This is a genomic window from Vibrio sp. E150_018 (assembly GCF_053544035.1).
This window is the reverse complement of the sequence record NZ_JBHGNY010000004.1, coordinates 16,537-36,507: the sequence shown is the minus strand read 5'-3', so window position 1 is coordinate 36,507 and position 19,971 is coordinate 16,537. Positions and strand designations below refer to the sequence as shown.

At 42.1% G+C, this 19,971-nt stretch carries 18 protein-coding genes; 9 read left to right on the top strand and 9 right to left on the bottom strand.

Annotated elements, in window-relative coordinates:
* Nucleotides 1-21 precede the first annotated feature (21 nt).
* Nucleotides 22-789: a pyruvate dehydrogenase complex transcriptional repressor PdhR gene (gene pdhR / locus ACE3G9_RS06605; RefSeq protein WP_417880248.1), complete on the bottom strand. Its 768-nt coding sequence runs from the start codon at nucleotides 787-789 to the stop codon at nucleotides 22-24.
* A gap of 467 nt (nucleotides 790-1,256) precedes the next feature.
* Nucleotides 1,257-1,805, bottom strand: a complete 549-nt coding sequence (gene ampD, locus ACE3G9_RS06600) for a 1,6-anhydro-N-acetylmuramyl-L-alanine amidase AmpD (protein ID WP_417880249.1) — start codon at nucleotides 1,803-1,805, stop codon at nucleotides 1,257-1,259.
* Nucleotides 1,806-2,055: 250 nt separating this feature from the next.
* On the opposite strand from ampD, the gene nadC reads away from it, so the two are divergent.
* From nadC to yacG, 8 genes are all read left to right on the top strand, one after another.
* A complete protein-coding gene (gene nadC / locus ACE3G9_RS06595) occupies nucleotides 2,056-2,976 on the top strand; it encodes a carboxylating nicotinate-nucleotide diphosphorylase (RefSeq protein ID WP_449218740.1) in 921 nt (306 codons plus the stop codon).
* A 509-nt stretch (nucleotides 2,977-3,485) separates the two neighbouring features.
* Nucleotides 3,486-3,956, top strand: coding sequence for a pilin (locus tag ACE3G9_RS06590; RefSeq protein WP_449218739.1), 471 nt, complete (start codon nucleotides 3,486-3,488; stop codon nucleotides 3,954-3,956).
* Nucleotides 3,957-3,975: 19 nt separating this feature from the next.
* Nucleotides 3,976-5,664 (top strand): type IV-A pilus assembly ATPase PilB, encoded by a 1,689-nt coding sequence (gene pilB / locus ACE3G9_RS06585; protein WP_449218738.1) that lies wholly within the window; start codon nucleotides 3,976-3,978, stop codon nucleotides 5,662-5,664.
* 87 nt (nucleotides 5,665-5,751) lie between these two features.
* The gene (locus ACE3G9_RS06580; RefSeq protein WP_449218737.1) at nucleotides 5,752-6,984 is read left to right on the top strand and encodes a type II secretion system F family protein; all 1,233 of its coding nucleotides are present in this window, start codon (nucleotides 5,752-5,754) and stop codon (nucleotides 6,982-6,984) included.
* Between the two features lie 42 nt (nucleotides 6,985-7,026).
* Nucleotides 7,027-7,920, top strand: coding sequence for a prepilin peptidase (locus ACE3G9_RS06575; protein WP_449218736.1), 894 nt, complete (start codon nucleotides 7,027-7,029; stop codon nucleotides 7,918-7,920).
* 3 nt (nucleotides 7,921-7,923) lie between these two features.
* Nucleotides 7,924-8,547 carry a dephospho-CoA kinase gene (gene coaE, locus ACE3G9_RS06570; protein WP_449218735.1) on the top strand — a complete coding sequence of 208 codons (624 nt, stop codon included), beginning with the start codon at nucleotides 7,924-7,926 and terminating at the stop codon, nucleotides 8,545-8,547.
* 35 nt (nucleotides 8,548-8,582) lie between these two features.
* On the top strand, nucleotides 8,583-9,314 hold the full coding sequence (gene zapD / locus ACE3G9_RS06565; RefSeq protein WP_449218734.1) for a cell division protein ZapD: 732 nt from the start codon (nucleotides 8,583-8,585) through the stop codon (nucleotides 9,312-9,314).
* 48 nt (nucleotides 9,315-9,362) lie between these two features.
* Entirely contained in the window at nucleotides 9,363-9,566 is a 204-nt protein-coding gene (gene yacG / locus ACE3G9_RS06560) for a DNA gyrase inhibitor YacG (RefSeq protein WP_449218733.1), read from the top strand.
* 346 nt (nucleotides 9,567-9,912) lie between these two features.
* Here yacG and mutT read toward each other — a convergent pair whose 3' ends face one another.
* Together mutT and secA are read right to left on the bottom strand one after the other, a co-directional pair.
* Nucleotides 9,913-10,311, bottom strand: coding sequence for an 8-oxo-dGTP diphosphatase MutT (mutT, locus tag ACE3G9_RS06555; RefSeq protein WP_417880259.1), 399 nt, complete (start codon nucleotides 10,309-10,311; stop codon nucleotides 9,913-9,915).
* Nucleotides 10,312-10,394: 83 nt separating this feature from the next.
* Nucleotides 10,395-13,130: a preprotein translocase subunit SecA gene (gene secA, locus ACE3G9_RS06550; RefSeq protein WP_449218732.1), complete on the bottom strand. Its 2,736-nt coding sequence runs from the start codon at nucleotides 13,128-13,130 to the stop codon at nucleotides 10,395-10,397.
* Between the two features lie 358 nt (nucleotides 13,131-13,488).
* Here secA and ACE3G9_RS06545 point away from each other — a divergent pair, with 358 nt between their 5' ends.
* A complete protein-coding gene (locus ACE3G9_RS06545) occupies nucleotides 13,489-13,950 on the top strand; it encodes a DUF721 domain-containing protein (RefSeq protein ID WP_417880261.1) in 462 nt (153 codons plus the stop codon).
* Nucleotides 13,951-14,028: 78 nt separating this feature from the next.
* Here ACE3G9_RS06545 and lpxC read toward each other — a convergent pair whose 3' ends face one another.
* The 5 genes from lpxC to murC all read right to left on the bottom strand — a co-directional run bounded on the left by lpxC (nucleotide 14,029) and on the right by murC (nucleotide 19,965).
* Complete coding sequence (gene lpxC / locus ACE3G9_RS06540; RefSeq protein ID WP_417880262.1) at nucleotides 14,029-14,952, bottom strand: UDP-3-O-acyl-N-acetylglucosamine deacetylase; 924 nt, start codon at nucleotides 14,950-14,952, stop codon at nucleotides 14,029-14,031.
* Nucleotides 14,953-15,058: 106 nt separating this feature from the next.
* Nucleotides 15,059-16,276 carry a cell division protein FtsZ gene (gene ftsZ, locus ACE3G9_RS06535; protein ID WP_417880263.1) on the bottom strand — a complete coding sequence of 406 codons (1,218 nt, stop codon included), beginning with the start codon at nucleotides 16,274-16,276 and terminating at the stop codon, nucleotides 15,059-15,061.
* Between the two features lie 33 nt (nucleotides 16,277-16,309).
* Entirely contained in the window at nucleotides 16,310-17,587 is a 1,278-nt protein-coding gene (gene ftsA / locus ACE3G9_RS06530; protein ID WP_417880264.1) for a cell division protein FtsA, read from the bottom strand.
* Entirely contained in the window at nucleotides 17,584-18,360 is a 777-nt protein-coding gene (locus ACE3G9_RS06525; RefSeq protein ID WP_417880265.1) for a cell division protein FtsQ/DivIB, read from the bottom strand. Before ACE3G9_RS06525 ends, ftsA begins: the two co-directional genes overlap by 4 nt.
* 138 nt (nucleotides 18,361-18,498) lie before the next feature.
* Complete coding sequence (murC, locus tag ACE3G9_RS06520; protein ID WP_417880266.1) at nucleotides 18,499-19,965, bottom strand: UDP-N-acetylmuramate--L-alanine ligase; 1,467 nt, start codon at nucleotides 19,963-19,965, stop codon at nucleotides 18,499-18,501.
* Nucleotides 19,966-19,971: the final 6 nt, after the last annotated feature.

Genomic DNA, 19,971 nt, shown 5'->3' with positions numbered 1-19,971 from the left:
TTAACTAGCTTTTAGCCAATCTTATGATTCGTTAGCTTGTTGAATTCGGCGCAGTGAACGCTCACGGCGACTCTCTTCTCGAGTCAAATCCAACAAGGTCTCTTCGATATAAGCCAAATGGGCATGCGAGGCTTTACGTGCTTTTTCTGGTTCACGTTCTAAAATCGCTTGCACAATATTGGCACGGTGATGACTCACCTTTTCTACCACCTCATCACGACGATGAAGTAATTCTAAATTCTGTAATACGTTTTGCTGCAATAAAGGGGCTAGGCTACGCACAATATGCAATAAAACAACATTGTGAGCCGCTTCAGAAATCGCAATTAACACTGCCATTACTGCGCTTGATTCCTGCACCACATCTTTATTTTCAATCGCTTTTTCAACTTCTTTTTGGCATTGAGATATGCGCTCAAAATCTTCTTCAGTACCACGTAAGGCAGCGAAATAAGCCGAAATACCTTCCATTGCATGACGAGATTCAAGTAAATCGAGTTGTGTTTCTGAATGCGTCGACAATAACTCTAGCAAAGGATCGGAAAAAGAAGTCCATAAAGTATCAGTGACGAACGTACCGCCACCTTGTTTACGAGTTAATAAACGTTTTGCTTCTAAACGCTGAATCGCTTCACGAATCGAGGGGCGAGACACATCAAATTGTTTTGCTAGTTCTCTCTCTGGAGGCAGTTGTTGCCCGGGAGAAAGTGTGCCTTCTAAAATCAGCCGTTCGATTTCCTGTTCAATGACATCGGAAAGCTTTGGCTGACGGATCCTTTGATAAGCCATGATTAATTCATTTCTCACTCGTTATTGTAAATTGGTAAGACCAATTACCATGTGCAACAAAAATTTTACCGAATGCAAACACAAGTGTCCAGACAAAATTGACCCACATCAAATATACAAGCTGCGTTAACCACCACATAACATAATCACACTAAAACACTAATAAGATTGGTAAGACCATTTAAATAGTCGACATTCAAATTGTCATTTCATTAAGTAAGATGGGAATAATTTGTTAAAAGCGTGACGTTGATCGCCATTAAAATACCTCATTAGAGGTAAAAGAAAATCAATATTGTTGAATGTGTTTGTAGCGAAATTTTATTACTAGAAAATGACAACACCAGCACTCAAGCCCCCAAAATCAAAGAGACTTTGTCGTGCTGATAATTTTATTAGAAATATGAAAATAATCAAAAGTAGGAAAATCGCTAAGCGTAATGAGTTATTAATAAATAATAGTGAAATCAATACCTTAATAGGCGACGAAAGTAACGCCAATCAAATCCTAGCCCCGGGTCGGACTTTCTTAACGGAGCAATATATTGGTGGCCCGTTATTCTCGGTAAGGTAATCTCAGGATATTGCTGCATAATTAACTTGGTAATTGCTGCTAAAGATTGATACTGCGCTTGGCTGTAGCTATCTAAATCAGTTCCTTCTAGTTCAATGCCAATCGAATAATCATTACAACGCTCTACTCCAGAAAAGCTCGATTTCCCCGCATGCCAAGCCCTAGCATTAAATGGTACAAACTGAATGATTTCACCATCACGACGAATAAAGCAATGCGCCGACACCCCCATTTTATGGATCACGTTAAAAAACGGATGCTCATTAGGATCTAACTTCCCAGTAAAGAATTGCTCCACATAAGGCCCGCCATACTGCCCCGGCGGCAAGCTAATATTATGCACCACCAGTAAAGAAATCGGTGTGTGATCAGGGCGAGCGTCACAAAATGGTGATGGCACATGTTTGGTATCAGACAGCCAAGAGTCGGGAGTGATGTGCATAGTCGGCAACCTTATTTATTCGATGGCGTTATTCTGTAGTAATCAAGGTTTAAGTCAAGCGAGGGAGCTCGTAACTCGGGCGCTACGCGTCTCGTGGCTAGGTAAAGATAAAAGCGGGTTCTACCTATAAGTAAGATCTCATTAAACAATTCGAGAAACGAGAAGTGGAACGTCCTAGAGCGAAGCGCTCGAAAATCGTTTCCCCTTGCAGTATCATACCCCCTCTAACAACCTCAACGGATCTTGCCTCATGAAAACCACTCACGATTCTCAATCTCGCCTTGAATATCTAAAGCAACAATTACCAACTGAAATCACTCGTATGGTCAGTGATGCTTTAAAAGAAGACTTGGGTGGCACGCTCGATCCTAATGCGGATATTACCGCTAGTTTAATTCCGGCTGAAGCGACCAATACAGCAACCATTATCACTCGTGAACACGGGGTATTTTGTGGCAAAGCGTGGGCGGATGAAGTATTCGAACAACTTGGTGGCCAAGTGCAAATCGACTGGCATGTGACAGATGGTGATACGGTAGAACCCAACCAAACCCTTTGCACACTAACCGGCCCATCTCGCGCGCTACTAACGGGCGAGCGTAATGCGATGAACTTCATTCAAACCCTGTCTGGCTGTGCGAGCTTAACGGCAGAATACGTTAAAGAGTTGGCAGGAACAGAATGTCGCCTATTGGATACTCGTAAAACCATTCCCGGTCTTCGTAGTGCATTAAAATATGCGGTAACTTGTGGTGGTGGCTTTAATCACCGTATCGGCGTGTTTGATGCCTACCTAATTAAAGAAAACCATATCATCGCATGTGGCGGTATCGAAAAAGCCATCGCAACCGCTAAACAGTTAAACCCAGGAAAACCCGTTGAAGTGGAAACCGAATCTTTAGAAGAATTAGAGCGTGCCATTCGCGCTGGCGCGGACATTATCATGTTAGATAACTTCACTAAAGAAATGATGGTTACCGCAGTGGAAATCAACCAACAAATCGGTAAAGAAAACGGTTTAACCACCGGCCAAGCCGCCTTAGAAAACTCTGGTAATATAACCCTTAAAACCTTAAATGAATATGCCAAAACTGGTGTGGATTACATTTCAGTCGGCGCACTGACTAAGCATGTAAGGGCGATGGATTTGTCGATGAGGGTGATTAGCTAACGCGATCCTGACATCATAAAATTTAGCACCTCGATCGCTTTCACGATTGAGGTGTTTTTGGATTTGTATCGTGTCTCGTTTCTCGGGCGCTCCGCTTCTCGTTGCTTGGAAAAGCAAAAGTGAATTCGAAATGATTGTTGCGTATAAAAACAATGCGATACCTATCCGCTCTTCCTAGAAACTAGGAACTAGGGACCCAAAACTATCTTCATCGAGCCACGAGAAGTGAAACGTCCTAGTCACGAGCATCGAAAAATCCCGTGACCTCCCTCCCACTTCCTTTCCCAATTTCATACTAAATTCATATTTCCCTTACGTCAGGGTATGGTCAAAAAATCATCTCACATCACCCAATAATTCAATATTCCTCGCAATAATTTGTTTTTCTAATGTAATCAATGACTCAGTTTTCAAACTGGCTCGAATAGGCTCCTCAGGATAATTTTCTTTTTTATCAACCGCTCTAACCTTGGTGTGGTAATACCACTCAATTATTCATGGAGATGAAAATGAAACAATTACAACAAGGTAAGAAAAAACCACAAAAAGGTTTTACGCTAATTGAATTGATGATCGTAGTTGCGGTTATCGGTGTGCTGGCGGCGATTGCTATGCCGCAATACCAAAAATATGTTGCTAAGTCTGAAGTAGCTTCTGTTTTAGCTACACTTACCGGAGCAAAAACAAATGTTGAAGCTTATGCAGTTTCCTATGGAGAGTTTCCTGCTGCTGGAAAAGAGAGTGATTTAGGCATTCCATCATCTATACCATTAGGGGCTGCTGCATTCTCCCCTGATGCAACAACAAGTGGGGCTACGGGCAGTATTATATTTACATTTAAAGATGTACCAGAGGCTAGTAATTTAACTGCAAAACAAAATCTAACTTTAAATCGTAAAACTGATGGTGAATGGACATGTACCTCTACAAATATTAAACAGTCTGATGGTATTTTACCTAAAAACTGCAAAGGTATTTAATTAGTCAAACATAAATATCATGAACACCAACCTCGCCTCCATATTACGCCAAGCGGAGCTTTTGACTAACGATCAAGAGCTTATGGTGGTGAGCAGTGTTCTTAATGATAATAAAAGCGTCCCCGTGGCTTGCGTGGACGCCGGTTTTATTTCTAGCGATCAACTTCTAGTCGAGCTTTGCCATTTATTTGCCCTACCTCAAGCCAATCTCGAACATTACAGCTTTACCCAAGTATGTGAACAACTGGGGATGCGTGATTTAATCATTAATCACCAAGTGCTGCCACTACAGGTAGATTCTCACAGTTTATTGCTTGCGGTCGCCGACCCGACTAATACCAATGTTGAAGACGATTTTCGTTTTGCAACCGGTAAACAAATCGAATTTATTCTCGCAGATTGTAAAGAGCTCGAAGGGGCAATTCGCCGTTTGTATGGTCGAGCGGTTAACTCGGATGCCACGCAAGGCAAAGATATCACCCAAGATGAGCTGGCGAACTTGGTTGAAGTTGGCAGTGATGAAATTCAAGAAACGGAAGATCTTAGCCAAGATGAAGCGCCAGTTAGCCGTTTTATCAACCAAATTTTACTCGATGCGGTACGTAAAGGCGCATCGGATATTCACTTTGAACCTTATGAAGAACTCTACCGAGTTCGTCTACGTTGTGATGGGATCTTGGTAGAAACCAACCGCCCTGCGCCGCATTTAGGTCGACGCCTTGCTGCTAGGATCAAGATCTTATCGAAACTGGATATTGCTGAACGTCGCCTACCGCAAGATGGACGAATCAAGATCCGCCTTAATGCTGATACCGCAATCGATATGCGAGTCTCCACTCTACCAACTTTGTGGGGGGAAAAGATCGTATTGCGTTTGCTCGATAGCAGCGCTGCTAACCTAAATATCGATAAGCTCGGTTATAGCGAAGCGCAAAAGCAATTGTATCTAGATGCCCTACAACAACCGCAAGGCATGATCTTAATGACCGGCCCAACCGGGAGCGGTAAAACCGTTTCTTTGTATACCGGCCTACGGATTTTAAATACTCCGGATAAAAATATTTCGACCGCTGAAGATCCAGTTGAAATCAACTTAACTGGCATCAATCAAGTACAAGTCAAACCTAAGATTGGCTTTACCTTTGCGGCTGCCTTACGCGCTTTCTTACGTCAAGATCCCGATATCGTGATGGTCGGTGAGATCCGCGATCTAGAAACTGCTGAAATTGCGGTAAAAGCGGCACAAACTGGTCACTTAGTTCTCTCGACGCTACACACTAACTCTTCCGCTGAAACCGTCGTGCGTTTATCTAATATGGGAATTGAAGCATTTAACTTGGCTTCCTCACTAAGTTTAATCATTGCTCAACGTCTGGCGCGTCGTTTATGCAACCATTGCAAAAAGCCCGATGATTTTCCTGATGCGCTACGTGAAAAATTTCATATCTCGCACGATGTGGTGATTTATAAAGCCTCTAAACAAGGATGTCCGGAATGCACTGGCGGCTATTCAGGGCGAGTGGGGATTTATGAAGTAATGCCGTTTACCACCGAATTAGCGAGTGCGGTGATCAAGAAATCTTCTGCTAATGACATTGAAATGATCGCGGTAAAACAAGGTATGGCGACACTACGCCAATCGGGCATTGAGAACTTAAAACAAGGCGTTACTAGTTTTGCCGAATTGCAGCGCGTGCTGTACTTCTAAACCTTTATACCAAGAAACTCGACCAATAAAACTTTTAATAAATAAAGCTTTCGACAAATTTGGAATGCCAAACAAGGACAGAATCTCATGGCACAAGCATCGACTCTTAAAGCGCCCGCACTAAAAAACTTTCAATGGCGTGGGGTAAATAGCTCTGGTAAAAAAGTATCCGGCCAAATGTTGGCGATCAACGAAGTTGAGGTGCGCGCCAAACTTAAGGAACAACGCGTCCAAATAAAGAAACTCAAACGACGCAGTGTGTCGATCTTTGCCAAAATGAGCCACAAGGTAAAACGTAAAGATATTACGGTACTCACCAGACAATTGGCCACCATGCTCGGCACCGGCGTTCCGATTGTTCAGGCAATTAAATTGATCTCAGATAGCCAACGAAAAGCCGAAATGAAATCGGTGCTCTCACAGATCTGTACTCAGGTAGAAGCCGGTACGCCAATCTCCAAAGCTATGTTGGCCAGTAGTCCTTTCTTTGATGAGTTCTATTGTGATCTTGTGGCCACAGGTGAGCAAACCGGTAACTTGGCCGATGTATTTGATCGCCTCGCGACCTATCGTGAAAAAAGTGAAGAATTAAGATCGAAAGTTATTAAGGCGATGATCTACCCTACGATGGTTATTTTGGTGGCCACCAGCGTATCAATTTTGATGCTAACGATGGTGATTCCAGAATTTGAAGCCATGTTTAAAGGTTTTGGGGCGGAACTGCCTTGGTTTACCCAGCAAGTGATCCATTTATCTCACTTTATTCAGAGCTATTTATTTATCATGATCCTCACGTTATTTGGCTTTATCTTTACAATAAAAGAAGCACGTAAACGCTCTTTTAGTTTTCAGCTTAAAACCAGTCGTTTGGCACTCAATATGCCCGTTCTCGGTGGGGTATTTTCTAAGGCAGCCATTGCCAAATTTAGTCGTACATTAGCCACCAGCTTTAGCGCTGGTATTCCAATTTTAACAAGCCTACTGACCACCGCGAAAACCGCAGGTAATTTGCACTATCAAGTGGCTATCGAGCAAGTGCATAAAGATACTGCCGCGGGGATGCCGATGTACATTGCGATGCGTAATGCCGATGCTTTCCCAGAAATGGTTTTGCAAATGGTGATGATAGGCGAAGAATCCGGTAACCTCGATGATATGCTTAACAAGGTTGCGGCGATTTATGAATTTGAAGTTGATAATACCGTCGATAACCTAGGTAAAATTATTGAGCCCATGATTATTGTTTTCCTTGGCGTGGTCGTCGGTGGATTAGTCGTGTCACTTTATCTGCCAATCTTTAAGCTAGTTAGTGTATTCTAGAGCCCATATTATTTATTTGATTATTGGACATTATCGTATCTCATGGTGATCTTTGATTATTACCCTGCTCTCTTTCCAATTGCAGCTGGTATCTTTGGTTTATTAATTGGCAGTTTTTTAAATGTGGTGATCCATCGCCTACCCATTATGATGGAACGAGAGTGGAAGCAAGAGTGCATAGAGTGTTTTCCGCAACTGAAAAAAGATCCAAAGATCAAACAAGCGCTTGCCGAACTCAATAAGCCATTTAACCTCAATGTACCGCGTTCACGTTGCCCAAAATGTAACACGCAAATTCGTGCCATCGATAATATCCCAGTTATTAGCTGGTTAATGCTCAAAGGTAAATGCCACAAATGCGCTAACCCTATCAGCTTTCGCTATCCAGCCATCGAACTCCTTACCGCGATTTTATGTGTGGTGATCGGCGTTAATTTTGCTGCCGATTGGTATAGCCTGGCGTTACTGTTCTTCACTTTTACTCTAGTGTCAGCCACTTTTATTGATCTTGATACTATGTTATTACCCGATCCACTGACACTACCTTTAATGTGGGCAGGTTTAGCGCTGTCTTTATTTGAGATTAGTCCCATCTCACTGCAAGATGCAATAATTGGCGCAATGGCTGGTTATCTATGTTTATGGTCAATTTTCTGGGCATTTAAATTACTCACTGGCAAAGAAGGTATGGGCTACGGTGATTTCAAATTATTAGCTGCGCTCGGTGCTTGGCTAGGTTGGCAACAACTCCCCTTACTCATATTGTTATCTTCGGTCGTTGGATTAATTTTTGGTATTATCCAATTACGTTTACAAAAGAAAGGCATAGAGAAACCTTTTCCATTTGGCCCTTACCTCGCAATTGCCGGTTGGTTTTGTTTAATCTGGGGTAATGACTTAACGTCTTGGTACCTAACTAATATACTAGGAATGTAAATCATGACCATGATAGTTGGCTTAACGGGAGGCATTGGCAGCGGTAAAACCACTGTCGCTAACCTATTCCACGATCAATTTGGAATTAATATTGTCGATGCTGATATTGTGGCAAGAGAAGTCGTTGAGCCGCAAAGCCCTGGGTTACAAGCGATTGCTGAACATTTTGGTCAAGAGATATTAACCCTTGATGGAGAACTTAATCGCGCGGCATTAAGAGAGCGTATTTTCAATCATCCCGATGAAAAAGAGTGGCTCAATAATTTACTCCATCCAATGATCCGTCGGCGTATTAAACAACAGCTAACCGAAGTAACGTCAGACTATGCTTTATTGGTAGTGCCACTATTGGTGGAAAATAACTGGCAAACCATGATCGACCGTTTGCTAGTCGTGGATGTTACCCCAGAAACGCAAATTGCTCGCACTTGCCAACGTGATGGTGTGTCAGAAGTGCAAGTTCATTCAATCTTGGCCTCTCAAGCATCTCGTGAACAACGTCTCTCAGCAGCCGATGATGTCATTAACAATGATGCTCCGCTCACTGAGCAAGCAAAGCAAAAACTTTTATCTCAAATCACAGTTTTACACAAAAAGTACCTAGCATTATCCAGTCACTTTCTGTAAAAATAGTACAAGTATCTCCATTACCTGAAGGCATTATGCTTAAATTCGAACACCCGTTAACCGAAAAAGTACGAATTTATCTTAGAGTCGAATCGCTTATGACTCAGTTGCATAAATCTGCTAAGTTTGAATCCCCACTAGATGATCAGATTTTATTTCGCTCACTGTTTAATTTGATGGATCTGTTTGAACAAATCCATGTTAAATCTGAGCTCACCAAAGAGCTCGAAAAACAAAAAATCACCGTTAAGACTTGGGCGAATGTACCCGGCGTCGATCAAAGACTATTAGACAATATTCTAACGCAACTCGATTCTTGCTTCCGTGAAGTGATGGCCGCAGAACGTTTTGGGCAATCGCTAAAAGAGGACCGCTTTTTAAGTGCTATTCGACAGCGTTTTAATTTACCCGGTGGCCACTGCTGCTTTGATTTACCCTCACTACACTATTGGCAAAACCTGCCGTTAGATAAACGTTTACTAGATATCGATAAATGGCTTTCTACCTTAACGCCACTGCATCACGCACTAGAATTACTGTTAAAGCTATTACGTGGCAACGGTCATTTTAAATCTCAGATTGCGCATAATGGATTTTTTCAAAGCGATGCCAATGAGGCCAATATTCTACGCCTGGAAATACCATCAGAATTGGGGATTTACCCTATGATATCCGGCCATAAGAACCGTTTTGTGGTTAAATTCATGAGCTTTGAAACAGCAAAGGCATATAGTCAGGACGTCGAGTTTAAGTTGGCAGTCTGTTAGAATATATAGCCTAATATTTCATGTTCGCAGTTCAGGTTACTCATTAATATGACACAAGTACAACCCAAGAAAATTACTGTAGTTAAATGCCCAACTTGCCAAACTGACGTTGTTTGGGGGGAAGTGAGTGCTTACCGCCCTTTTTGTAGTAAGCAATGCCAAATGATTGACTTTGGTGAATGGGCCGATGAAGAAAAAGCCATTCCGGGCGCGCCTGATATGTCGGATTCTGATGGGTGGTCGGAAGGTTAAAAGGAATTAAGTTTCTAGTCCCTAGTTTCTAGGTTTGAAGAGATCGCGGTGAGTACTGCGATCTCTTTTTCGTTGCTCGATGTATAAATAATGTCATTCCGTACATGAGCCTAAGCGAAGAAGATACGGAATCTGCTACAGTATGTTGAGACTCAAACTGTGGTAGGAGATCCTGAACTGCGCTCCTACGTCGCTTTTCAGGATGACGTTTTTTGTTAATGTACTCTCTTGAAACTAGGTACTCGCTTTCTTTTCCGAGCCACGAGAGGTGAAACGGCCGGATTACGAGAAACGATCACGCTTTTCGCTCTTTCCCGAGCAACGAGACTCGAACAAGCTCGAATCATTAACCAAAACGTTTAATAACCTTTTCCAACACTGGTTCATTAGCTTCTGGAAAGCTGTATCCATTCAAATCACTGATCGCGACCCATTTGCCTTCCTGCCCTTCTTTACCATACGGCTGGCCTGCAAAATCCGTCACGCTAAAGAAATCAAAGGTTAGGCTTTTTTCAGGGTAATCAAAATCGAAATGTTCAAACAATGACATCTCAGTGGCGGTAATATCAATTTCTTCTTGTAGCTCGCGAATCAAGCCTTGCTCAGCTGACTCCCCAAGCTCGACCTTACCCCCGGGAAATTCCCAATATCCACCTTTATGCAGGTTCTCAGGGCGCTTAGTAATAAATATTTGGTCTTGCTGTGCATTTAAAATAATCGCGGCCACAATGTGAACTCGTTTCATTGCTATTCTCCAAATAAGTTTAAAAAGTGAGCAATAAAAAGGCCGCAATCGCTGCGGCCTTGTTGCATTACTCAATATAATGGTTAGATCTTACCACAACATTGTTTGTACTTTTTACCCGAACCACATGGACAAGGCTCATTACGACCAACTTTACGTTCTTCTCGAACACTTGGTTGGTTTGGAGAATCAGCGTCGGTGGCCTCTTCTTCTATGCCTTCAGTTGATTCATGTTGGAACTGCTGATTACGTGCTGCCTCTTCTGCTTGAATGCGACGTTGCTCTTCCATACGGTCAACTTCTTCACGTTGTTGTACGCGAACACGGCTTAAGGTAGAAATCACATCAAACTTCAAGCTATCTAATAACTCACCAAATAACTCAAACGATTCACGCTTAAACTCTTGCTTTGGATCTTTTTGTGCATAACCACGTAAATGGATACCTTGACGCAGATGATCCATCGCCGCTAAGTGTTCTTTCCATAAGTTATCAAGTGTTTGTAGCATTACTTGACGTTCAAAATTACGTAGTACTTCCGCACCAACCGCTTCTTCTTTTTGCTTATAGATAGTATTCGCTTCGCTGATCACACGCTCAAGCAAGACTTCTTCATATAACTTATCGTCTTCATCTAACCAAGTTTGAATCGGTAGTGGTAAATCGAAGTCAGCGTGTAAACGCTCTTCTAAGCCTTTTACATCCCACATTTCATCAAGTGATTGCGGCGGAATGTACTGCTCAAATACTGAACTTAAAACGTCCGTACGGTTCTGCTCAAGCATTTCACTGATATCTTCTGATGCCATTAGCTCATCACGAAGCTCATACACCACTTTACGTTGATCATTGGCCACATCATCGTAATCAAGCAATTGCTTACGTACATCAAAGTTACGACCTTCTACTTTACGCTGCGCTTTTTCAATTGAGCGAGATAGCATACGACTTTCAATCGCTTCACCTTCTTCCATTCCGCTCTGAATCAAGCCAGCCATACGCTCAGAAGTAAAGATACGTAGTAGTGAATCTTCCATTGATAGATAGAAACGTGAAGAACCAGCGTCACCTTGGCGACCAGAACGACCACGTAATTGGTTATCAATACGGCGTGATTCATGACGCTCTGTACCTATGATGTGTAAACCACCAGACTCTAGAACCGCATCATGTACTTTTCGCCACTCGGCTTTCACTTGCTCGATTTGTTCTTCCGTTGCTGGAGTACCTTGAGATTCTTCTAGTTTCTCAACTTGGTTTTCCCAGCTACCGCCTAACTTGATATCGGTACCACGACCCGCCATATTGGTTGCAATAGTCACCGCGCCAGGTGTACCGGCTTGAGCAACGATTTCAGCTTCTTGTTCGTGGAACTTAGCATTCAACACGTTATGCTTAATTTTTGCCGCTTTTAACGCATTAGAAAGTAGTTCAGATTTTTCAATCGAAACCGTACCAACTAAGATCGGCTGACCATTGGCAACACGCTCTTTGATGTCTTCAATGATTGCATCAAATTTTTCTTTTTCGGTGCGATACACAACATCTGGCATATCATTACGAATCATTGGACGATTAGTTGGAATAACCACCGTATCAAGACCGTAAATGGATTGGAATTCGAACGCTTCAGTATCCGCAGTACCTGTCATACCAGAAAGCTTCTCATATAAACGGAAGTAGTTCTGGAAGGTAATCGACGCTAAGGTTTGGTTTTCATTTTGAATCTTAACGCCTTCTTTTGCTTCTACCGCTTGATGAAGACCTTCAGACCAACGACGCCCCGGCATAGTACGGCCGGTATGTTCATCTACAATGATAATTTCATCATCTTTTACAATGTAATCAACGTCTCTTTCAAACAACACATGAGCACGAAGTGCCGCATTGACGTGATGTAACAAGCTGATATTAGCTGGAGAGTAAAGCGTCTCCCCTTCTTCCATTAAGCCATTTTTGATCAGTAGCTCTTCAACGTACTCTTGACCAGTTTCAGTCATGTGTACTTGCTTGGCTTTTTCATCAATGGTGTAGTGCTTATCACCGCGATACTCTTCCGTATCTTCTTCGTCTTGACGCTCTAGATATGGAATTAAAGTATTAATGCGGGTGTATAATTCAGAGCTGTCTTCTGCAGGACCAGAAATAATCAGCGGAGTACGCGCTTCATCGATTAGGATGGAGTCGACTTCATCGATTACCGCAAAAAAACGTTCGCGTTGTACGCGGTCTTCTGGACGAAACGCCATGTTATCGCGTAAGTAATCGAAACCGAACTCGTTGTTCGTTCCGTACAAAATATCACATTGATAAGCGGCTTTTTTCTCAGATGGGATCATGTTTGGTACATTAATACCAACCGTCATACCTAAGAATTCAAATAACTCGCGGTTAGTCTCAGCATCACGTTTGGCTAAGTAGTCATTCACAGTAATAACATGAACGCCTTTGCCTGAAATCCCATTAAGATAAGCTGATAAAGTCGCGGTTAACGTTTTACCTTCACCGGTACGCATCTCTGCAATTTTACCTGCGTTAAGAACCATACCACCGATAAGCTGAACGTCGAAATGACGCATGCCATAAATACGCTTTGACGCTTCACGTACCGTTGCAAAAGCTTCAGGTAACAGTTTATCTAATGATTCACCATTGGTGTAACGTTCACGAAACTCAATGGTCTTATGTTGAAGTTGTTCATCAGTTAATGCTTCATATTCTGGTTCAAAGCTATTAATTTGATTTACGATCTTTCTCAGCTGGCGTAACGTTCTATCATTACGGCTGCCGATGACACTAGTCAGTAACTTAGTTAACATTATTTACGAATCTCTCTTCCTGATCTTTCGGATCTCTGCTTTCAGCTTCTCACAGTTTAATTCTAAGAATACTGAGATAAATTTGGTCTACTTGTCATATGGTGCCAATCAAGCCCATTTTCAAGACTAAAAGACAAGTGGTTATATAGCCAAGTGACTTCAAGATACAGAATTCACTTGGTTATATAGTATGGGATTATGCACCTATCTTCTATCTACAAACACTGTTGTTTGCGTTCATCCTCATTATTTTTAATCAAAAATAATATTTTTTGACATTAATAATTTTTCATAACGCATAATATATACTCAAGCGACTTGAGTATAATGATTAAGCTTTAATATGATGAGATATTTTATGCGAGACCACCGCCCAAAACTAACACAAGATCTGATTGGTGATAGCCAGTTAAAGGCCTTTTCTCAGCATGTTTCTGAAATTTTATCGATCAACCAAACACTAAAAAGTATCTTGCCGAAGAACCTATTAGCTCATTGTCGAGCGGCCAATGTTCGTCAAAATCAATTACTGATCGAAGTGGCGAATGCTTCTTTCCAAATGAAACTCAACTATGAGCGAATCAGAATTTTATCTGAGCTAAGAGCAGCAGGATTTTCTCGTTTGGCTGGAATAGAGTTTAAAGTAAACCCTGAGTTATATCGTAGTGAATCTCTCAAAGAAAAAGAAGTGACTTATCAGCAACATGCTTTAAGTGAGGAAGCAGCTCAATCTATCCTAATGGCCGCCTCTTTAGCACCACCGAAGCTGAAGCATCGAATGGAAAGCCTAGCGAAACTTGCTCAACCAAAAAGCAAATAACTCTTTTTTGTTTTGATAAATTTTAGGTAATAAAAAAGCCAGACTTTCAGTCTGGCTTTTTTAATACTTAATTCGATCTTAAGCTAATACTGTATTCGGCATAACTTCACCAAATGCAACTGGCGAACCGGCAGCTTCTTCAAACGTAGCCCATTCCCAAGCTTCTTGGTCAGCTAGAACTGCACGCAATAACTGGTTGTTCAAAGCATGGCCTGTTTTATAAGCACGAAGCTCACCAACAATGCTATGGCCACACATGTATAAGTCACCAATGGCATCTAATACTTTGTGCGTAACAAATTCATTACTAAAACGTAAGCCTTCTTCATTCAAGATACGGTATTCATCAAGAACGATTGCACAGTCAAAGCTACCACCTAAACATAGATTCTGTGACTGTAAATATTCGATATCGCGCATAAAACCAAAGGTACGAGCACGAGAAATATCTTTGATAAACGCCTGTGAAGAGAAATCAAACAACATATGTTGTTGTTCAGAATCAATAGCAGGGTGATCAAACTCAATTTCAAAATCCATACGGAAACCGTCATAAGGAACAAGCTCTGCCCACTTATCACCATCTTCAATACGAATTGGCTTTTTAATACGAATAAAACGTTTTGGTGCATTTAGAGTTTCGACACCTGCTGATTGCAGCAGATATACAAACGGGCTAGCACTGCCATCCATAATTGGAATTTCAGGTGCATCAACCTCGATGATAATGTTGTCGATTCCCATACCGGCTAGAGCTGCATTTAAGTGCTCAACGGTAGAAATACGAATGCCTTCATCGTTTACTAACGCAGTACACAACATAGTGTCACGTACTGAGTTTGGATCAGAAGGAAAATCCACAGGGGGATTCATATCTGTACGACGATAAATTATACCGGTATTAGCTGGTGCAGGACGTAGCGTAAGCGTGACTTTACGTCCAGAGTGGAGACCCACACCAGTCGTTTTCACCATTTCTTTCAATGTACGTTGTCTGATCATCTAATTTGCCTCTAATTTACGCTTTTACGCTACATATCACAGCCAATATTTGACTGGTCAGATATCTTATCACATTTTAGACATACTTCAACTAATTGTGCAAAACTCAATCAGCTTGGTGTCTTAAAAATGCAGGGATATCAAGGTAACCACTGTCATTTTCATCTGGCTTCTTCACCGTATTTGAATTTTCATTCGAAGAGCTTGATGAGGAACTTGTCGCCGGTGCTTTGTTAGTACGAAGCATGGGCTGTGGCACTTCTTCCTCAGTCTTAGCTGATGATTGAGCGGACGCTTGAACTGCAGGTTGAGGTGCTGAAACTGGTTTCGCTGAACTACCTTTAACTAAAGTGATATCAGGTTGATGAGAGTTACCAATTCCCGTTGCAACAACTGTTACGCGGATTTCATCACTCATGTCAGGATCAAGAGAAGTACCAATAACAACCGTTGCATTATCTGAAGCAAATGCCTTAACGGTGTTACCTACGGTTTCGAATTCCTCTAAACGCATGTCTAGGCCAGCAGTGATGTTAACTAACACACCACGCGCACCAGCAAGATCGATGTCTTCTAGTAATGGGCTTGAGATAGCAATTTCAGCGGCTTCTTCTGCACGGTCTTCACCAGTAGCGACACCGCTCCCCATCATGGCATGCCCCATTTCAGACATCACCGTACGTACGTCGGCGAAGTCAACATTCATCATACCAGGACGAGTAATCAGCTCAGCAATACCTTGAACGGCATTACGTAATACATCATTCGCTTTAGCAAAGGCTTCAAGCAATGTAATACCACGGCCAAGTACTTTCAGTAGCTTTTCATTTGGAATGGTGATCAATGAATCAACATGCTTTGAAAGCTCTTCAATACCTTGCTCAGCAAAAGCCATACGCTTTTTGCCTTCAAAGCTAAACGGTTTAGTTACGACCGCTACGGTTAAGATACCAAGTTCTTTAGCTACTTCTGCAATCACAGGCGCTGCACCGGTACCGGTACCACCGCCCATACCAGCTGCAATGAACACCATATCGGCGCCAGCTAAAACCGCTTTAATTGCTTCACGGTCTTCTAATGCTGAGTCACGACCTACTTGAGGGTTTGCTCCGGCACCTAGACCTTTAGTGATATCGCCACCAATTTGAATAACATTGCTGACACTTACTTTACGTAGCGCTTGGGCATCCGTATTAACACTGATGAACTCCACCCCTTCGATGGACTCTCGCACCATGTGTTCTACGGCATTGCCACCGCCGCCTCCAACTCCAACGACTTTAATTACAGCATCGTCAGACATTTCCATCATCGGTTCAAACATGTGTTTTCTCCGTTTCTTCCTGTTCGCCTCAGGTTAAAACTCTTTTTGTATCCAATTACGTAGCTTTTGAATGATATCCGTAAACGAGCTACCAGAGCGCTGCTTTGGTGCTGTGTGTTGATATTCACCCTCATCATAAAACTGGCTGTCTTTGGCGTAATGTAATAATCCAACCGCTGTTGCATGATATGGCTCTTTAACGTAGTCAGTTAACCCTCTGACTTCTAGGGGTTTACCAATTCTTACTTGGTTGCGGAATACGCGTTCTGCACACTCCACTAATCCTTCAATCTGTGATGCTCCACCGGTTAGCACAATACCTGCCGCTAAATGGTGTTTAATTCCATCTTCACGTAACTTTGCTTGAACAGAATCAATGCTTTGATTAACCATGCCCATAAGCTCAGTATATCGGGGTTCTATCACTTCTGCCAAAGTTTGACGTTGTAAACTTCGAGAAGGACGACCACCAACACTTGGTACGTTAACAGTATCGTCTTTGCTTACTAGCTCGCTAAGCGCACAACCAAACTTAACTTTTATCTCTTCAGCATCGCTGACAGGTGTACCAAATGCAAAGGCAATATCACTTGTTACGGCATTACCAGCATAAGAAAATACTTTTGTGTGACGTAGCGCACCACCAGTCCAGATGGATAGCTCCATTGTACCCGCCCCGATATCGATCACACAGACACCAAGCTCACGCTCATCGTCAGTGATAACCGCATTACTTGATGCTAAGCCTGAATATATCAGCTGTTCCACTTTTAAATTACAGCGTTCTACCGCTTTGATGATATTTCTTGCCATGTCATTATGACAAGAAATCAAGTGAACACTCGCTTCCATACGAACACCAGACAAACCTAAAGGGTTTTTAATTCCTTCTTGATAATCGATAGTGAACTCTTGAGGAATGACGTGCAAAATACGCTGCTCTTCACCGATTTTAATCGATTTAGCAGTATGGATAACACGATCCATATCCTCTTGAGAAACTTCTTCTTCTGAAATCGCCCCCATACCTTTTTCTATACGGCTAGCAATATGCTTACCTGAAAGAGAAAGATAGACACTCGTAATCTGGCATTCTGCCATTAATTCGGCTTGGTCGATAGCGCGCTGAACGGATTTTACAACCGATTCAAGATCGTTAACACCACCTTTGTCCATACCATGAGATGGGCTAGTTCCGGCTCCTATGATGTTAATTTGTCCATCAGGAAGCACTTCACCTACTAACGCGGATACAGTAGCTGTGCCAATATCAAGACCAACGACTATGTTACCTTCTGCGGTCTTCGTCATTTATTTCTCTCTTGTGCTGAATCATCATCTGGAATCCAACCAACGGCGGCCCCAGTATCATATCGAAGATCAATGTAGCTAATTTGCTCTACTTTATCGCCCAACCGACCATAAAGTTTAATAAAACGATTCAAACGATCTTCACGAGCATCTTTTCCGAGCTCTAAACGAATACCGTTATCTAATATTAATTGCCATGCACGTCTATCATTTAATACAACTGATGTAATAGTACGACCTAGCGGCTTTAATTTTTGCGTGCTTTTTTGCCAAACTGACAAGACTTGCTCACTAGAACCTTCTGGTCCGTAAAGATTCACCGTATTTTCAGGAGCGTCTTCTGGGTGACCATTAAAAATATGACCTTCCGGGCTTAATAGCGAATTACCATTCCAAATCGCAATCGCTTGGTATTCAACAATATAGACTTTAACTAAGTCAGGCCATTGTTTTCTGATCGAAATTTGAGCAACCCAAGGTAAGGTTTGTAATGCTTGCTGTAACTGGTCCACATCTTGGGTCATAAATGTTCCCATATGTGGTAGCCTGGCTAAAGCACCTTGTACCTGTTTAGGACTTACGTGATGCAAATCCCCTTCGACCATTAAACGCGAAAGAGGTAAACGCTGGTCATCGGTCATCCAGCTAAAAGTTGAATAAATTAAAGTACCGATACCAATCACGACTAATAATAAAAAAGCACCACCGACCCAATGCTGTTTCGATGATGATTGAGTATTGCCTTCAACCAAATCTTCCGCGGTGATATTCATAATGAGCAGTTAGACTCTAAAATATTCATTAAATGCCCATAATCTGAGGTTAACTAATGGTACATCCCTGAAAATAACGACAATTAACAGGGATTATACTGACCGAAGGCCTGAGTGCCAAGACAACTTGTAGCTATTTTACTCACTAATGACTTTCATTTTGTCAATATCCAGTTGAAAATCCTCTAAGATTTTTGCGACACGGCCAACATCACCCGCCCCTTGAGTTAAAACCAAATCATTGTCTTCTAATAAACTAGCCAAGGTTGAGGGGAGTTTATTCGATGAATCCACAAAAATTGGATCGACTTTGCCACGACTGCGAATTGTACGACATAAAGAACGGCTATCTGCTCCTGCAATCGGTTTTTCACCTGCAGAATAAACATCAAGCATAATCAACACATCAACCTTTTCTAGAACATTCGCGAAATCATCATATAAGTCGCGTGTGCGGCTATAGCGATGTGGTTGAAAAATCATGACTAAGCGTTTATCTGGCCAACCTGAGCGAGCCGCTTGAATAGTAACGTCAACCTCACTGGGATGATGACCATAGTCATCCACCAACATAGCTTGACCATTACCCGTATCAAACTCACCTAGATGATCAAATCGACGACCAGTGCCTTGAGTGCTCACTAAAGCACGTACAATCGCATCATCTGAAATATTATCTTCAGTAGCTACCGCAATAGCAGCAGCAGCATTTAACGCATTATGTTTACCTGGAATATTTAACGTAATGTCTAAATCAGCACGCTCTTGACGGACTACGGTAAATTTACCTTGCTGGCCTTTTTGATGATAGTTAACAATTCGAACATCCGCATCTTCAGAGAAACCATAAGTAATCACTTGGCGGCTGACTCGTGGTATCAACTCTCTGACAACAGGATCATCAATACACATGATCGCTTGACCATAAAAAGGTAAATTATGCAGGAAATCGATGAACGTTTGCTTCAACGTTTCAAAATCACCACCATAAGTGTCCATATGGTCGGCTTCTATGTTGGTTACAATACTCACCATTGGTTGTAAATGCAGGAAGGATGCATCACTTTCATCAGCTTCAGCAATTAAGTAACGGCTAGAGCCTAAGCGTGCGTTAGTTCCAGCACTTTTCACTAATCCGCCATTAACAAAGGTAGGATCGAGACCCGCTTCAAAATAAATTTGTGTGACAAGCGCTGTAGTTGTAGTTTTACCATGAGTACCGGAAACGGCAATACCATGGCGAAAACGCATCAATTCAGCAAGCATTTCGGCACGACGTACCACCGGAATACGTAACTCTTTAGCCGCAATCAATTCAGGATTATCAGTTGAAATCGCAGTCGAGACCACCACTACACTAGCTTTTTCAATATTCGCTGCTTGATGACCAATGTATATTGTCGCCCCTTTTGCCTTCAAACGCTCAGTTACAGTATTTTCATTCAAATCTGAACCGCTAATGTCATAACCTTCATTAAGTAAAACTTCAGCAATACCGCTCATGCCAGCACCACCAATACCCACGAAATGAATACACTTTACTCGGCGCATTTCAGGTACGATAGAACGCAGTTCAGATAGGTTGGGATTTTGTTTTGTTAACATCAATTA

What these genes read in the sequence shown, in the direction of transcription:
- lpxC (WP_417880262.1), bottom strand. Translation starts at nt 14,952, where the DNA reads ATGATCAGACAACGTACATTGAAAGAAATGGTGAAAACGACTGGTGTG.
- ftsA (WP_417880264.1), bottom strand. Translation starts at nt 17,587, where the DNA reads ATGACGAAGACCGCAGAAGGTAACATAGTCGTTGGTCTTGATATTGGC.
- ftsZ (WP_417880263.1), bottom strand. Translation starts at nt 16,276, where the DNA reads ATGTTTGAACCGATGATGGAAATGTCTGACGATGCTGTAATTAAAGTC.
- nadC (WP_449218740.1), top strand. Translation starts at nt 2,056, where the DNA reads ATGAAAACCACTCACGATTCTCAATCTCGCCTTGAATATCTAAAGCAA.
- zapD (WP_449218734.1), top strand. Translation starts at nt 8,583, where the DNA reads ATGCTTAAATTCGAACACCCGTTAACCGAAAAAGTACGAATTTATCTT.
- coaE (WP_449218735.1), top strand. Translation starts at nt 7,924, where the DNA reads ATGACCATGATAGTTGGCTTAACGGGAGGCATTGGCAGCGGTAAAACC.
- murC (WP_417880266.1), bottom strand. Translation starts at nt 19,965, where the DNA reads ATGTTAACAAAACAAAATCCCAACCTATCTGAACTGCGTTCTATCGTA.
- yacG (WP_449218733.1), top strand. Translation starts at nt 9,363, where the DNA reads ATGACACAAGTACAACCCAAGAAAATTACTGTAGTTAAATGCCCAACT.
- pdhR (WP_417880248.1), bottom strand. Translation starts at nt 789, where the DNA reads ATGGCTTATCAAAGGATCCGTCAGCCAAAGCTTTCCGATGTCATTGAA.
- ACE3G9_RS06545 (WP_417880261.1), top strand. Translation starts at nt 13,489, where the DNA reads ATGCGAGACCACCGCCCAAAACTAACACAAGATCTGATTGGTGATAGC.
- mutT (WP_417880259.1), bottom strand. Translation starts at nt 10,311, where the DNA reads ATGAAACGAGTTCACATTGTGGCCGCGATTATTTTAAATGCACAGCAA.
- ACE3G9_RS06590 (WP_449218739.1), top strand. Translation starts at nt 3,486, where the DNA reads ATGAAACAATTACAACAAGGTAAGAAAAAACCACAAAAAGGTTTTACG.
- ACE3G9_RS06580 (WP_449218737.1), top strand. Translation starts at nt 5,752, where the DNA reads ATGGCACAAGCATCGACTCTTAAAGCGCCCGCACTAAAAAACTTTCAA.
- pilB (WP_449218738.1), top strand. Translation starts at nt 3,976, where the DNA reads ATGAACACCAACCTCGCCTCCATATTACGCCAAGCGGAGCTTTTGACT.
- ACE3G9_RS06575 (WP_449218736.1), top strand. Translation starts at nt 7,027, where the DNA reads ATGGTGATCTTTGATTATTACCCTGCTCTCTTTCCAATTGCAGCTGGT.
- ampD (WP_417880249.1), bottom strand. Translation starts at nt 1,805, where the DNA reads ATGCACATCACTCCCGACTCTTGGCTGTCTGATACCAAACATGTGCCA.
- ACE3G9_RS06525 (WP_417880265.1), bottom strand. Translation starts at nt 18,360, where the DNA reads ATGAATATCACCGCGGAAGATTTGGTTGAAGGCAATACTCAATCATCA.
- secA (WP_449218732.1), bottom strand. Translation starts at nt 13,130, where the DNA reads ATGTTAACTAAGTTACTGACTAGTGTCATCGGCAGCCGTAATGATAGA.